This window comes from Helicobacter sp. MIT 03-1614 (assembly GCF_000762925.2).
Classification (GTDB): Bacteria; Campylobacterota; Campylobacteria; order Campylobacterales; family Helicobacteraceae; genus Helicobacter_C; species Helicobacter_C hepaticus.
Map to the genome: position 1 here is coordinate 69,605 of NZ_JRMS02000006.1, position 13,315 is coordinate 82,919.

Here is a 13,315-nt window from a genome sequence, read left to right on the forward strand (position 1 = left end):
AAACTCTATTTTAAAATCAGTATTGTATCACTTCAAAACAAAAAATAAACTAAAAATTGTTACTTAAATACCCATATTATTTAACTTTTTTTTAAAGAATCTAAGGTATATTTTGGAAATTTAAATAGCATAAATGCAAGTTTAAAATCAAATCATATTTTGGAGGACTTTCAATGAGAACACAATGGGTGCAACAGCGTGCGGACGATAAAATTCGCACACAACTTCACTATGCAAAAAAAGGCATTATCACAAAAGAAATGGAATATGTAGCTAATATTGAAAATATAAGCGCTGAACTTATACGGCAAGAAATTGAACGTGGCAGACTGATTATTCCCGCAAATATCAATCATACCAATCTTAAACCTATGGGAATTGGCATAGCTACACGCACTAAAATTAATTCAAATATTGGTAGCTCCTCACTTGCAAGCTCCATTGATGAAGAAGTAGAAAAAGTTAAAGTATCTATTAAATATGGTGCGGATACGATTATGGATTTAAGCACAGGTGGGGATTTAGATGAAATACGCACTGCAGTTATTCAAGCCTCAAGTGTGCCTATTGGAACGGTGCCTATGTATCAGATTCTCTATGATGTAAAAAATGATATATTGCAGCTTGATATTGACACTATGCTTTCGGTGCTCAAAAAACAAGCTAAACAAGGGGTAAGTTATTTCACTATTCACTGCGGATTTTTACTTTCACATATGCCATTTGTCGCTAAACGAAAAATGGGTATTGTCTCACGTGGTGGTAGCCTTATGGCAAGTTGGATGATGCACTACCACAAAGAAAATCCTTTTTATGAGTATTTTGATGAGATTCTCAAAATTTGCCAAGAATATGATGTATCTCTCTCGCTTGGAGATTCCTTGCGTCCGGGTTGCTTGGCTGATGCGAGTGATGAGGCACAATTTGCCGAACTCAAAGTGTTAGGTGAACTTGCTAAAAGGGCGTGGGAGGCTGATGTGCAAGTAATGATAGAAGGACCCGGACACGTGCCGCTTAACCAAATTGAACGCAATGTTGAGCTTCAAAAACAATATTGTAACCACGCACCTTTTTATGTGCTAGGACCTTTGGTTACAGACATTGCGGCAGGATATGACCATATCGCAAGTGCTATCGGTGCGTGTGTTGCCGCTTGGAAAGGAGTAGCAATGCTTTGTTATGTAACGCCAAAAGAACATTTAGGGCTTCCTAATGCCAAAGATGTGCGTGAGGGTATTTTAGCTTACAAAATTGCTGCACACGCTGCAGATATTGCTCGTGGGCGTATAGGTGCGCGTGATAGAGATGATGCAATGAGTGATGCACGATATAGTTTTGATTGGAATAGGCAATTTGAACTTGCCTTAGACCCAGATAGAGCGCGTGAATACCACGATGAAGCCTTACCTCAAGAAGTATTTAAAGATGCTGAATTTTGCTCAATGTGTGGTCCAAAATTCTGTAGCTATAAAATCTCACAAGATATTTTTAAAGCCCATAATGCTAGAGAATCTGAAGATACTCAACCTCTAGCATCAAATCAATGATAAGGAGAATTATATGGGAAATTTATTTGTCTGCCTCGTGCATTATACAAAACCACTTGAGGAAGTGCTCCAAAAGCTTGATGCTCATCGTGCTTATCTTAAAAAAGGTTATGATAAGGGGATTTTACTCGCCTCAGGCGCTAGAATCCCTAGAGATGGTGGCATTATTATTGGTAAATTTGCAAATAAAGATGAAGCTTTAAGCTTTTCTCAAGCTGACCCTTTTACACAGCATAATCTCGCACGATATGAGATTTTTGAGTTTGAGCCTATACTTCACGCACAAATACTTACAGATTTTTTAAAACAATAATTTTAAAATCTCTAATATCTATAATAAGAAATGCCATAGCTGACAAAAATACGAATTTTAGTTTTGCTTGTGGGACGTGGATAGTCTTTATAGGCAATTTCTATTGTGCGCTCACTATTGCGGTCTAATAGCATATAATTTGAAGAAACAATTATTTTAAGCCCGCTAATATCGCCATTAGGGTGGAGATAAAATTCCACTGCACTTAAACCTTCCTGCCCTAAACGCAATGCACTCGGTGGATATTGCAAGTAACGTTGTGTAATGCGACCAATATCTCGTAAATGATTAACTAAAAATTCTTGTTCAGCTAATCCATAATCACCAAATTCAGCTCCATAAAGTTCCTCAATGTCCCTTTGTGCAAAGTTATCCACATTTGGAAATTTCGCAAGAGCTTTAACACGACTTTTAGGCTTAAGAGTTTGTCTTGATTTACCTTTACCCTCATAAAGACTTAAAGAGCCAAAATCAAAAGGCTGTGAGGCATTCAATGGAGAATGTGGTTTGGGAATGTATGTGGAAGAATATTGTTTAGAAAACGAGCTTGATGTCTGCTGTTGTGTATTTTGCATTGATTCTAGCTCTCCACCGCCCAAGATTTGGAATCCGGCTACTTTCATACGTGTATCAGTAGAAGTTCCTTTCTTAAACTGCATTTGTTTAAAATGTATAAGTAAGAAAGCAATAATTATTATATGAATCAAAAATGATATAGTGAACCACAACCAAAGGCGGGAGGGAAAATGTGTAGGAATTTTATATATCATTATGACTTGTCATTATGGAGATACTTAGAAAGTCGTTCTTGCTTTTGTTCCAAAAGTTTGCTAAATTGGTCATCAAAACGTAATCTTTCCTGTGCGCTAATGTTTTGTGGAATAGGATAGCGGTCAATTAAAGTTGTATTTGCAGCTCCAATAAGTATCAAATACCGATAGCCATTAGATTCTATAGTAAGAATACGATGTTTAGAATCAAGGTTTTTTTGTGATACCACTTCTATTTTAGTAGGGTCAAATGCCTCTTTTTGAGAGCCAAAACGCCCAAGATAATGTCCAAATTGCTTTTTATTTACCACATATCGCTTTACAAACCATAGCACGAGCACGAGCATACCCATTACAGCCAAAACTGCTACATATCGCCACGTATCAATTCCTATATCATTCTTAAAAGGCAAAATACTCTCTTGTTTCTTATTGTGTGCCTCTAAGGGCTGGGGAGTTATATCAATAACTGGCACTTGTGCTTGATGGGACTTTTCTAAAAGTTTTTCAATCTCACTTTGTGGTGGTATGATTTTATTAAAAGTAATTTTAAGCGCACGAGATGCTCTGCTCACACTTACATCTATAAATTTCGTATCTCCTATACCTAATACATAAAGGTTATTTTGAATATTAAAAATTTGCATTTCATTCACAAAAAAATTTTTAAAGCTTTGATTACGAGATTTTGCTTGTAAATCAGGAAATATGACACCTTTATAACCATTTTGTTCTGTTAAACGTGGGGCTTTGCTATAAGCATCGCTTAATGTGAGAATCAACTCAAGCATATTGCCTTCTTGCTTTATCTCCATATTTTGCACTTGCACTTGAGCATAGAGTATATTTGCAGATAAAGCAAAAAACAAGAGAAATATATGAATTCTCATTTGTTTCTCTCGCTTGATTTATTTTTTCTCACGTGTGAGATAATATACAATCGCATTAGAATCTAAAATTTCATTAATACGAATAGCAAGATTGCGTTCATAAACCATTACTTCACCCTTTCCAATTACACGTCCGTTAATAAAAATCTCAACACTCTCTCCAGCAGGCTTGCCGAGGTCTATAATTGAGCCTTTTTCAAAACGCAAAATCTCACCAAGTGGAATTTTTGTGCTGCCAAGCTCGGCATTAAATAATGCCTCCATATCCAAGAGTCCCGTATAGTTTTTCATCATATCTTCAAGATATGTAGCAAGTTCTATCTCTTTGGCTGAATGGATACGTTGCTTATCTAAAATACTTTCGCCTGCCATTATAACTCCCTAAAAATTAATCTACACGCCTTATATATATGCTACATCGTCCATTATCAAGCCGAAAATGCAATCCGTGGTCATAATTTTTAATCAAACGATGTCCCAAAAAATCAGGCGTAGAAATATTAAAGCTTTTACCGAGCTCTTGTGTCATTACCTTTGCTCTTCCAACGGTGAGATTCGCTAACTCTTTTGCCATATCTTCTAGCGCTTGTTCATCTGGATTCTCTTCACCCAAAAACTCTACGCAAAAAATACGCAAAAATGCTTTATCAAAAAGCAAATACACATTATTATGTGTGCCAATCATACTAATCCTGCTTAAATACCCCTTTTTAAGCGGCATAATTGAATCATGGGGTGTTTTATTAATGCTGTTTTGCACAATATCAAAAAAACTACGATGAATAATATCCATACCAAACCACCTTTACCTTACAAGATAATATTGTATAGCATTATACAATATACAATTAAAATATTGAAGTCTATATTTCAAGCAGGTTTAAAATTACATTTTTTTTGACAAAATTCACCTACAAAACAATTTTCACACATTGGTTTCAAAGCCTTGCAAGTATAGCGACCAAAAAGCACAAAGGCTTGATGAAGAGTAGAAAGTTGCGTTTTAAAAACTTGTGTAAGCTCTTTTTCCGTCTCAAGAGCGCTTTTAGCTCCACTCAATCCCAAGCGATGAGAAACGCGAAACACGTGTGTATCTACCGCCATATAATTTTGCTCAAAAAATTCTATAAGCACTACATTAGCAGTTTTTTGCCCTACACCTGCAAGAGTCTTTAACTCCGCTTGTGTAGTTGGTATCTCCCCATTAAAATCATTCATTACTTGATTCGCCATTGTGATAAGATGTTTAGCCTTATTGTTAAAAAATGAAACAGATTGAATCAAAATCTTAACATCTTCAAGATGTGCTTGACTTAAAGTCGCTACATTTGGATAAGCCTTAAATAATGCTGGCGTTACAAGATTCACACGCTTATCTGTGCATTGAGCTGAAAGCATTACGCATACGAGCAACTCATAAATATTATGATATACAAGTTCAGTTTTTGCATCACCATAATGTTCTAAAAATCGCGATTTGATAATCTCAATTTCTCTTTTATTGTGCTTTTTAAAATCCTTTGATTTGGATACAGATTTTTTTATAACTTTTTGTGTTGCCAAGATACTTTCACTTTATGGGTTCAACAATAATCAATTTTGCTTCAGAATCTCGCAAAGCTACCTGTGTGCCCTCAATTATTACTGCAACTGCCAAATGATTAATTGAATGACTCACTACACGACATACTTTATCTTTAACTATACCAAAAGATATGAATCTGTCTTTAAGTGCATTATCTTGCGTATCACAGCGCACTATTTTGCACTCTTCTCCAAGATTACAATCATAAAGCGTCATTTTAATCCTTTGCTCACTATCCTTATTTGTGCTTTTAAAAAGCACAATTATAACTCAAATCAGATAACAAGATTACTCCTCATTTTTATTTGTTATTATTCTTGTTGTGGGATATTGAGGTTATCTTGAGGTAATTGGGTAGAATCAAGCATCTCTGGTGGCGCATCTATACTTTCATCAAGCGCATTTGAAATATTATTTAAAAGTTTTTCCACTGGCTTTAAGATTCTACCAACCATTTCAAAAGGGCTTAATAAAATATCTTCTACAACACTCACTTCACTCTTTGGATTATCAAGTGTGCCCTTTAGCATAATTCCCGTAGTTATTTTGCCATCATTCCCTAAAATAACATAATTAAGCAATGGGATAGTATTAATAATATCCGTTAAAGTCTTGAGAGTAGAAGCTTTTAACACTATATCCAGTTCTTTATTCTTTAACTCAACAAGTCCTCCACCCTCCACATCAATAGAACTTCCCTCCAAATTAATATTCTCAAGCACCAAATACTCATCATTAATAACAAGATTTATCTTTCCATTTTTAATCTCATAACCATTTGCACCAAGTCCGGGTTTGCGAAAAGTTAGTAACGCAGGAATTGTATCAATGAGTGCAAGAACATTTTGCACAATGGCTAAATCTTGATAAATCGTATTTTGCATACTAATTTCGCCTTTAAGTATGCCCTCATCATAAATGCCCTTAAAATTAAAAAGTCCTCCACGAAAAATATCACGTTGCCATACACGATTAAGAAACTTATCGCTAAAATTGCTCAAACGTAAAACTGCACGTGAATATGCCATATCTACATTTGCCACTCCATTGCCATAGGTAACATCAGCTCGTATTATCCCATCACGCAAGGTAATCGATGCTACGTCTGATGGAATCACATATTGGTTGAAATAAAAATCCATATTACGTGTCTCAAGATAAACAATATGTGGCGAGAGCTTATTTTCACGCTCATATCTTTGTTTTGCTCTAATAAATTCTTCTTGTTTTCTACGTTGCTCTGGAGTAAGAATCTCTTCTTTCTCATTTTCTTGTTTAATCTGTGCGAGTGCGGGAATCTTGCTTGAAAAAACTTCGTCAATGCGCAGATTATATCCATCAAGAATAATTTTAACAACATTACCCTCTTTTATAAATGTAAATTTTTTATTTTTTGAATCAATGAATATACCGCTCTTATTAATTACTCCCTCAAGGAAGAAATGACTTAAACGTTGAGCATCTTTATCGTAAAGTGGATAGGTTAGATTATCTACTTTAGCATTTAAGTGCATCGTTTCAAAATCCTTTGTCCAAAGCTTAACTGAACCATTTGGTATGCCAAAATACTGCAAAATAGGTGAATATGGATAAATTTTGGCAATATCACTCAATTCAAATACACTCTCTTCTCCTATGCGAATTTTCATACCAAAATCTGGCAAAGTAATAATTTTATCTTCTCCTAAATCTCCTATAATACTAATTTTTTTAAGATTACTTTTATCAATTTTCACAATCTCTTCACTAAAACCTTTTTGTGATTCTTCATAAATAGCTTGAATAATCCGCTTTGTTAATTCATCACTTTCTTTTGGTATTTTCGGTAAAGACTTAGCTTGAGAGAGATTCTGTGAGCTAAGAGCAAACTTATCAATAAGCAAATCTCCTTGTAACTTAGAATCTTGTAGATTCCATAAGATATTAAGTATGCCCTGAATATTATTAGCATAATTAATTTTTGTATTAAGAAGCTGTATATAAGCTCTATTAGGCGCATTAACAAAAATAAGATTGAAATTATCTGCTATAAGCTTTTGTCCTCCTGCTTCTAATGTCGTGTTTGGCGTAGTGATATTACCATTAACAAATGTATGAAGCTGTTTATCTTTGCTCTGTATATCAATATTTAGATTTACCTCTAAATTAGAATCTACGCTGCGCAAAGGCACATTAATGTGATATGTATGAAGCAAATCACTCAACTCATTGTTAAGCATAGCATTATGAGAACGAATGGCAATTTGAACACCAAGCGGCTGGGTAAAAATATTACTTATAGTAACTTCGGAACCATCAAGATTCATATTTGTAAAAAATGGCTCTTTGAGCAAAAAAGTAAGTTTTTCATCTCGCATATACAAAATCGCTCGTGTAGCCTCAATAGGCTTAAGATGAGGTGCAAGATAAACTTTTGGAGATTCTATAGCTAAATCAAGAGCAAGCGTTTTTTGGAGTTGAGCAAAAAAATGCTTATTAAGTGTGCTTTGAAATCTAAGAGAATGGAGTTTGAGAACATCATAATGCACATTTTTAAATAACCAATCATTAAGTGTTGGATTATTGAGCTTTAAAATATAAGGCTTAATGCTTTCAAGGTTATAAAGGTGAGAACTGGAAGCTTCCATATTGATTTTGTGAAAATCTGTAATACTATGCACAAAAAGCGTAGGTTGTTCCGGGTCATTAGTTGGTTCTTTAGGTGAAATTGCTATGTTCATTTCAAGTGTTTTTTTGAGTGGTTGGTAGGAAAATTTTCCCTGCACTTGCAAACCAAACTGCAAAAAATCAAGTTGATAAATAAAAAGATCTATAATTTTATTATTATCTTCTACACCCATTCGTGCAATAAATGCGGGCAAGTTAATAACATACTCTTTACCATCATAATGCACACTTCGCTGAAGTTTATCTGCAAAAACAAGATTCTTAATATCAAGTTTTTCAAAATAAGAAGTAACAAATAAAAACTTCTTAATCCAGCCCAATATCTCATCAGCACTCATAGATGTATCTTCTTTGTCCTGTAATTGGGAATTATCTTCAGTTTGCCACGCCGAGATGTCAAGTTTTTGTATTTCTAAAATCAACTTGTTATTTAATCTAAGATACAATCCCTCAATATGAGTCTTTCCAAAACTAATAGAAGGACTATAAATACCATTGGAAAGAACCTTATATCCTATAATTGAGAGCGAAAGTAAAATGAGTAAAAAAATAACTATACTTGCAATGCTTTTGGATTTTTTTATTATCATTGTTATAACCATATTGTTTTATTTGCTTCACCCTGTGCAAACTGAACGCATAATCAATCTGCCCAAAGGCTCACTGCCCAAAATTATAGCATACTTAAATGATAACGGGCAACACATTAATAAATTAGACACTCTTTTTATTCGTTTCTTAGGACAACCACAAAGTGGATATATTGATATGAAAGCTGAATTGTTACCTAAAGGTGCATTTTTTAAATCTCTTGTAAGCTCAAAAGCTGCAACTAAAGAAGTTACACTGATTCCGGGTGAAACTCTGTATTATTTCATTCGCATACTCTCCCAAAAATTTAATCTTTCTACAGAAGAACTCCAAAGCGCTTATGATAAATATTTTCCTTATCCTGATGGCGTGATTTTTCCCGATACCTATAGCCTTCCTGTTGGTATTAAAGAAGATGAAATAATGAAGATTCTCTATGAAATCTCCATAAAACGACACGAACAAAATGCGATAAAGCTACTCGGCTCATACAATCAAGAACAATGGTTTAAAAATGTGAGTATTGCTTCTGTGGTGCAAAAAGAAGCAGCAAATAACGAAGAAATGCCCATTGTTGCAGCCGTAGTGTTTAATCGTATCAAAAAAAATATGCCTCTACAAATGGACGGCTCACTTAATTATGGGCAATATTCACATTCTAAGATTACACCTGAACGTATCCGTAATGACAATAGCCCCTATAATACTTATAAAAATAAAGGTGTGCCACCATATCCTGCTGGAAGCGTAAGCCTACAAGCCATTGAAGCGGTGCTTAAGCCTGCTGATGTGGATTATCTCTATTTTGTACGAGATAGAGCCACAGGCACACATAAATTTAGTAAAACTTACGAAGAACATCGTAGCTATTTCTAAGTTTTATTTGCTTTTAAGTTAAATTGTTTCATAGTTAGCAAGTTAAATTTTTTGTTTAACTTTTAAGTATTGTGATGAATGTCTTAAAAGCCATACAAAGATATTTTCAATCTCTAAAAAGGAAAAAAATGTTTGAGAAAATTGCTATCATAGGCGGCTCTGGCAATGTCGGTTCTCATATTGCATTCTTAGGTGCTATGCGACATATTGCAAAAGAGATTCTCCTTTTTAGCAATGATATTCCTCGTTGCAAAGGTGTAGGGCTTGATATTTCCCAAGCTGCAGCTATTTTTGATATTCCTATTCTTATTAAGGGTTGTAATAGCTATGAAGAAATAGCTGAAAGTGAAGTGGTTATTATCACCGCTGGATTTCCACGCACACCAAATATGACGCGTAATGATTTGCTTCTTAAAAATGCAAGTATTATACAAGAAATCAGCTCAAATATCGCTAGAATCGCTCCTCAATCTTTACTAATTGTTGTTTCAAATCCACTTGATGCAATGTGTCTTGTAGCAAAGCAGTGGAGCAAGTTTGAAAAAGAACGTGTCATCGGTATGGCAGGGATTCTTGATAGTGCGCGACTTACCTATGAAAGCAAAGTAATGCTTGGAGATTTTAACAAACATATACAATCGTATGTAATAGGCTCTCATAGCGATGATATGTTACCCTTGCTACGTCATTGCCTATGTGAGGGCAAAGTTTTTACTGATATTTTCACTCCTAAAATGCAAGAGGAGCTCATCAAGGAAACAAAGGGGGGTGGAGCTAAAATTGTAAATTATTATCAGAAAGGCTCAGCGTATTTTGCTCCTGCGAGCGGGGTGATAAAAATACTTGAAGCTATTAGCACTCTAAATGAGGAAATACTCGTATGTAGCGTATTTACAGAGGGTGAATATGGAATAAAAGATATTTATCTTGGACTTCCAATTAAACTTGGCAAAAAAGGAGTAGAACACATTGTAGAATTACCACTAAATCAGCAAGAGCAGGAAATGTTAAATATTTCCACACAAGGTATCAAAGAACAAGTTGAGATTCTTAAAGATAACAAGTTGTTGTATTAAAGAATCTTAAAGTAGATTTATTCTAAAACGAGAAAGGAAGGGAAATGGGAATCAAAAAAGCACCGCAAAATGTGCCGGTATGGGTCGATGAGACACGTTGTAAAGCGTGCGATGTATGTGTGTCGCTCTGTCCGAGTGGCGTTTTAGGTATGAGAAAAGACGAACATAAAGTTCTAGGGAAAATCATCTCTGTAGCTTATCCAGAAAGTTGCATTGGTTGTAGAGAATGCGAACTGCATTGTCCTGATTTTGCGATTTTTGTTGCTGATAAGGAAGAATTTAAGTTTGCTAAGGTCAGCAAAGAGGCACAAGAACGTGCTGCAAAAATCAAAGAAAATAAATTTATGGTGATATAAGGAGAGAAAATGCGTGAGTTAATTACAGGAGGAAATGAACTTGTCGCGTTAGCTGCGATAGAGTCAGGTTGTCGTTTTTTTGGTGGCTATCCCATTACGCCTTCAAGCGAAATTGCCCACGAGATGAGTGTTGAGTTACCAAAAATTGGAGGAAAGTTTATTCAAATGGAAGACGAAATTAGCGGTATCGCTGTGGCATTAGGAGCATCAATGAGTGGTGTCAAAGCGATGACTGCCACTTCTGGACCGGGTATATCTCTTAAATCTGAACAAATTGGTTATGGTTTTATGGCTGAGATTCCTCTTGTGGTAGTTGATGTAATGCGTGGAGGACCTTCTACAGGACTACCTACGCGTGTATCGCAAGGTGATATTAATCAAACCAAATCTCCAAGTCATGGTGATTTTTGTTCAATCGCTCTTGCAGTAGGAAATCTTCAAGAGGCTTATACACAAACTATTCGTGCTTTTAATCTTGCTGAAAAGTATATGACACCTGTTTTCTTGCTTCTTGATGAAACAATAGGGCATATGCACGGCAAAACACTTATTCCTGATTTAAAAGACATTAAGCCTACAATTTACAATCGCGAAGAATTTAAAGGTGACCCAAAAGATTACCAACCTTATGGTGTTGCGCAAGACAAACCTGCTGTCCTTAATCCATTCTTTAAGGGTTATAAATACCATATTACAGGGCTTCATCACGGAGGAAGTGGATTCCCAACTGAAAATGAAAAGCTTTCGCAAAATCTCATTGACAGACTTTTTAACAAAATTGAATCCCACATTGATGATATTGTGGAATATGAAGAATATGAGCTTAATGATGCAGAGATTCTCATTATCGCTTATGGTTCTGTTTCGCTTTCTGTAAAAGAGGCTATTCATACTTTAAGAAAACAAGGTGTGAAAGTGGGGCTTTTCCGTCCTATCACAATGTGGCCTAGCCCTGCAAAACAGCTTAAAACATTGGGCAAAAAGTTTGAGAAAATTCTTATGATTGAACTCAATAAAGGACAATACAAGCAAGAAGTGGAACGTATTATGCAAAAAGATATTACTTTCCTAGGCAAGGCTAACGGACGCAGTATTTCGCCCACAGAGATTATCACAACAATCAAGGAGATGTAAGATGGCTTTTAATTACGAAGAATATTTACGAATGGACAAAATGCCAACACTTTGGTGTTGGGGCTGTGGCGATGGTGTTATCTTAAAAAGTGTGATACGCGCTATTGATGCACTTGGTTGGAATATGAATGATGTGTGTATAGTAAGTGGTATTGGTTGCTCAGGAAGATTTTCTTCATATGTAAATTGCAACACTGTGCATACTACACACGGGAGGACAATGGCTTATGCTACAGGTATTAAGCTTGCCAACCCAGATAAAAAAGTAGTTGTTATCTCTGGTGATGGAGATTCTATGGCGATTGGCGGGAATCATACAATTCACGCTTGTCGGCGCAATATTGACCTTAACCTTGTAATGATTAATAACTTCATTTATGGGCTTACTAATTCTCAAACTTCGCCTACTACACCTAAAGATTTTTGGACGGTTACGGCGCAATATGGTAATATTGACCCTAATTTTGACCCTTGTGAAGTAGCGAGTGCAGCAGGAGCAAGTTTTGTTGCTCGTGAAAGTGTGCTCACTCCCAAAAAACTTGAAAAAGTCCTTATGGAAGGCTTTACCCATAAAGGATTTAGCTTTTTTGACATTCATAGTAATTGCCATATTAATCTTGGTCGTAAAAATAAAATGGGTGAAGCAACATCTATGCTTAAATGGATAGAATCTCGCCTTGTGTCTAAAAGTAAATTTGATACACTTTCTGCAGAGGAACGTGTAGGCAAATTCCCCACTGGAATCCTTAAACATCAGACAGATAGAATTGAATATTGTCAAGCGTATGAAGAGGTAATTAAAAAAGCTCAAGCTAAAGGGGGACACTAAGATGATGCATCAATTACGATTTACGGGTGTAGGAGGACAAGGTGTGCTTTTGGCAGGAGAAATTCTCGCTGAAGCACAAATTAAAGATAAAGGTTATGGAGTAAAAGCGGCAACTTATACGAGCCAAGTGCGTGGAGGACCAACAAAAGTGGATATTCTATTGAGTAATGAAGAAATCCTTTATCCCTATGCAAATGAGGGCGAAATTGAGTTTATGCTTTCTACAGCACAAGTGAGTTATGATTCTTTTAAAAATGGTGTAAAAGAAGGGGGTGTTATTGTTGTAGAGCCCAACCTTGTGCGACCAAGCCAAGAGGATTTTAAAAGGTTTAAAATTTATGAGATTCCCATTATTACGATTGCTAAAGAAGAGGTGGGCAATGTCGTAACACAATCTGTTGTAGCACTTGCTATTACAACTACCTTTACTCAATGCGTAGATAGAAATCTTGTATTCCAAACAATGATAGAAAAAGTGCCTGCTAAAGTTCAAGAAGCAAACAAAAAAGCTTTTGAGCTTGGTGAAAAGTATGCAAAAGAAGCCAAAGTGAGTTCATAACTCATAATTGAGAGAGTAAGAGATTTTGCTCTCTCAAATCTTAAACTTTCTGTTCTTTACTTACCTTTTTACATTAAGTGTCCCATCTTTAAATACAACTTCTAAAAAACCATTTTACATTG

The 13,315-nt window shown here is 35.5% G+C and carries 15 protein-coding genes; 8 read left to right on the top strand and 7 right to left on the bottom strand.

What is annotated here, in order from left to right:
* Positions 1-173: 173 nt before the first annotated feature.
* Together thiC and LS66_RS05435 are read left to right on the top strand one after the other, a co-directional pair.
* The gene (thiC, locus tag LS66_RS05430) at positions 174-1,547 is read left to right on the top strand and encodes a phosphomethylpyrimidine synthase ThiC (protein ID WP_034364845.1); all 1,374 of its coding nucleotides are present in this window, start codon (positions 174-176) and stop codon (positions 1,545-1,547) included.
* Positions 1,548-1,560: 13 nt separating this feature from the next.
* Positions 1,561-1,860: a YciI family protein gene (locus LS66_RS05435; protein WP_034325565.1), complete on the top strand. Its 300-nt coding sequence runs from the start codon at positions 1,561-1,563 to the stop codon at positions 1,858-1,860.
* 11 nt (positions 1,861-1,871) lie between these two features.
* Here LS66_RS05435 and LS66_RS05440 read toward each other — a convergent pair whose 3' ends face one another.
* The 7 genes from LS66_RS05440 to LS66_RS05470 form a co-directional block, all read right to left on the bottom strand.
* The gene (locus LS66_RS05440; protein WP_034364847.1) at positions 1,872-2,630 is read right to left on the bottom strand and encodes an energy transducer TonB; all 759 of its coding nucleotides are present in this window, start codon (positions 2,628-2,630) and stop codon (positions 1,872-1,874) included.
* Positions 2,630-3,520, bottom strand: a complete 891-nt coding sequence (locus LS66_RS05445; RefSeq protein ID WP_034364850.1) for a flagellar biosynthetic protein FliO — start codon at positions 3,518-3,520, stop codon at positions 2,630-2,632. The genes LS66_RS05440 and LS66_RS05445 overlap by 1 nt, the downstream gene beginning before the upstream one ends.
* A gap of 18 nt (positions 3,521-3,538) precedes the next feature.
* Positions 3,539-3,892 (bottom strand): flagellar motor switch protein FliN, encoded by a 354-nt coding sequence (gene fliN / locus LS66_RS05450; protein WP_011116417.1) that lies wholly within the window; start codon positions 3,890-3,892, stop codon positions 3,539-3,541.
* Positions 3,893-3,908: 16 nt separating this feature from the next.
* A complete protein-coding gene (locus LS66_RS05455) occupies positions 3,909-4,313 on the bottom strand; it encodes a chemotaxis protein CheX (protein ID WP_011116416.1) in 405 nt (134 codons plus the stop codon).
* 77 nt (positions 4,314-4,390) lie between these two features.
* Positions 4,391-5,065 (bottom strand): endonuclease III, encoded by a 675-nt coding sequence (nth, locus tag LS66_RS05460; protein WP_034364946.1) that lies wholly within the window; start codon positions 5,063-5,065, stop codon positions 4,391-4,393.
* A gap of 25 nt (positions 5,066-5,090) precedes the next feature.
* Complete coding sequence (locus tag LS66_RS05465; protein ID WP_034364948.1) at positions 5,091-5,321, bottom strand: FeoA family protein; 231 nt, start codon at positions 5,319-5,321, stop codon at positions 5,091-5,093.
* Positions 5,322-5,416: 95 nt separating this feature from the next.
* Positions 5,417-8,362, bottom strand: a complete 2,946-nt coding sequence (locus LS66_RS05470) for an AsmA-like C-terminal domain-containing protein (protein ID WP_236096982.1) — start codon at positions 8,360-8,362, stop codon at positions 5,417-5,419.
* Between LS66_RS05470 and mltG the strand changes: the two genes are divergently transcribed.
* The 6 genes from mltG to LS66_RS05500 all read left to right on the top strand — a co-directional run bounded on the left by mltG (position 8,310) and on the right by LS66_RS05500 (position 13,193).
* A complete protein-coding gene (gene mltG, locus LS66_RS05475; RefSeq protein WP_034364856.1) occupies positions 8,310-9,239 on the top strand; it encodes an endolytic transglycosylase MltG in 930 nt (309 codons plus the stop codon). The genes LS66_RS05470 and mltG overlap by 53 nt on opposite strands.
* A 128-nt stretch (positions 9,240-9,367) precedes the next feature.
* Complete coding sequence (locus tag LS66_RS05480) at positions 9,368-10,315, top strand: malate dehydrogenase (protein ID WP_034364859.1); 948 nt, start codon at positions 9,368-9,370, stop codon at positions 10,313-10,315.
* A 44-nt stretch (positions 10,316-10,359) separates the two neighbouring features.
* Entirely contained in the window at positions 10,360-10,671 is a 312-nt protein-coding gene (locus tag LS66_RS05485) for a 4Fe-4S dicluster domain-containing protein (RefSeq protein ID WP_011116410.1), read from the top strand.
* 9 nt (positions 10,672-10,680) lie between these two features.
* On the top strand, positions 10,681-11,805 hold the full coding sequence (locus LS66_RS05490; protein WP_034364862.1) for a 2-oxoglutarate synthase subunit alpha: 1,125 nt from the start codon (positions 10,681-10,683) through the stop codon (positions 11,803-11,805).
* 1 nt (position 11,806) lies between these two features.
* Positions 11,807-12,634 carry a 2-oxoglutarate ferredoxin oxidoreductase subunit beta gene (locus LS66_RS05495; protein ID WP_011116408.1) on the top strand — a complete coding sequence of 276 codons (828 nt, stop codon included), beginning with the start codon at positions 11,807-11,809 and terminating at the stop codon, positions 12,632-12,634.
* Position 12,635: 1 nt separating this feature from the next.
* A complete protein-coding gene (locus tag LS66_RS05500) occupies positions 12,636-13,193 on the top strand; it encodes a 2-oxoacid:acceptor oxidoreductase family protein (RefSeq protein WP_011116407.1) in 558 nt (185 codons plus the stop codon).
* Positions 13,194-13,315: the final 122 nt, after the last annotated feature.

What these genes read in the sequence shown, in the direction of transcription:
- thiC (WP_034364845.1), top strand. Translation starts at nt 174, where the DNA reads ATGAGAACACAATGGGTGCAACAGCGTGCGGACGATAAAATTCGCACA.
- LS66_RS05435 (WP_034325565.1), top strand. Translation starts at nt 1,561, where the DNA reads ATGGGAAATTTATTTGTCTGCCTCGTGCATTATACAAAACCACTTGAG.
- LS66_RS05440 (WP_034364847.1), bottom strand. Translation starts at nt 2,630, where the DNA reads ATGATATATAAAATTCCTACACATTTTCCCTCCCGCCTTTGGTTGTGG.
- LS66_RS05445 (WP_034364850.1), bottom strand. Translation starts at nt 3,520, where the DNA reads ATGAGAATTCATATATTTCTCTTGTTTTTTGCTTTATCTGCAAATATA.
- fliN (WP_011116417.1), bottom strand. Translation starts at nt 3,892, where the DNA reads ATGGCAGGCGAAAGTATTTTAGATAAGCAACGTATCCATTCAGCCAAA.
- LS66_RS05455 (WP_011116416.1), bottom strand. Translation starts at nt 4,313, where the DNA reads ATGGATATTATTCATCGTAGTTTTTTTGATATTGTGCAAAACAGCATT.
- LS66_RS05465 (WP_034364948.1), bottom strand. Translation starts at nt 5,321, where the DNA reads ATGACGCTTTATGATTGTAATCTTGGAGAAGAGTGCAAAATAGTGCGC.
- mltG (WP_034364856.1), top strand. Translation starts at nt 8,310, where the DNA reads ATGAGTAAAAAAATAACTATACTTGCAATGCTTTTGGATTTTTTTATT.
- LS66_RS05470 (WP_236096982.1), bottom strand. Translation starts at nt 8,362, where the DNA reads ATGATAATAAAAAAATCCAAAAGCATTGCAAGTATAGTTATTTTTTTA.
- LS66_RS05480 (WP_034364859.1), top strand. Translation starts at nt 9,368, where the DNA reads ATGTTTGAGAAAATTGCTATCATAGGCGGCTCTGGCAATGTCGGTTCT.
- LS66_RS05485 (WP_011116410.1), top strand. Translation starts at nt 10,360, where the DNA reads ATGGGAATCAAAAAAGCACCGCAAAATGTGCCGGTATGGGTCGATGAG.
- LS66_RS05490 (WP_034364862.1), top strand. Translation starts at nt 10,681, where the DNA reads ATGCGTGAGTTAATTACAGGAGGAAATGAACTTGTCGCGTTAGCTGCG.
- LS66_RS05495 (WP_011116408.1), top strand. Translation starts at nt 11,807, where the DNA reads ATGGCTTTTAATTACGAAGAATATTTACGAATGGACAAAATGCCAACA.
- LS66_RS05500 (WP_011116407.1), top strand. Translation starts at nt 12,636, where the DNA reads ATGATGCATCAATTACGATTTACGGGTGTAGGAGGACAAGGTGTGCTT.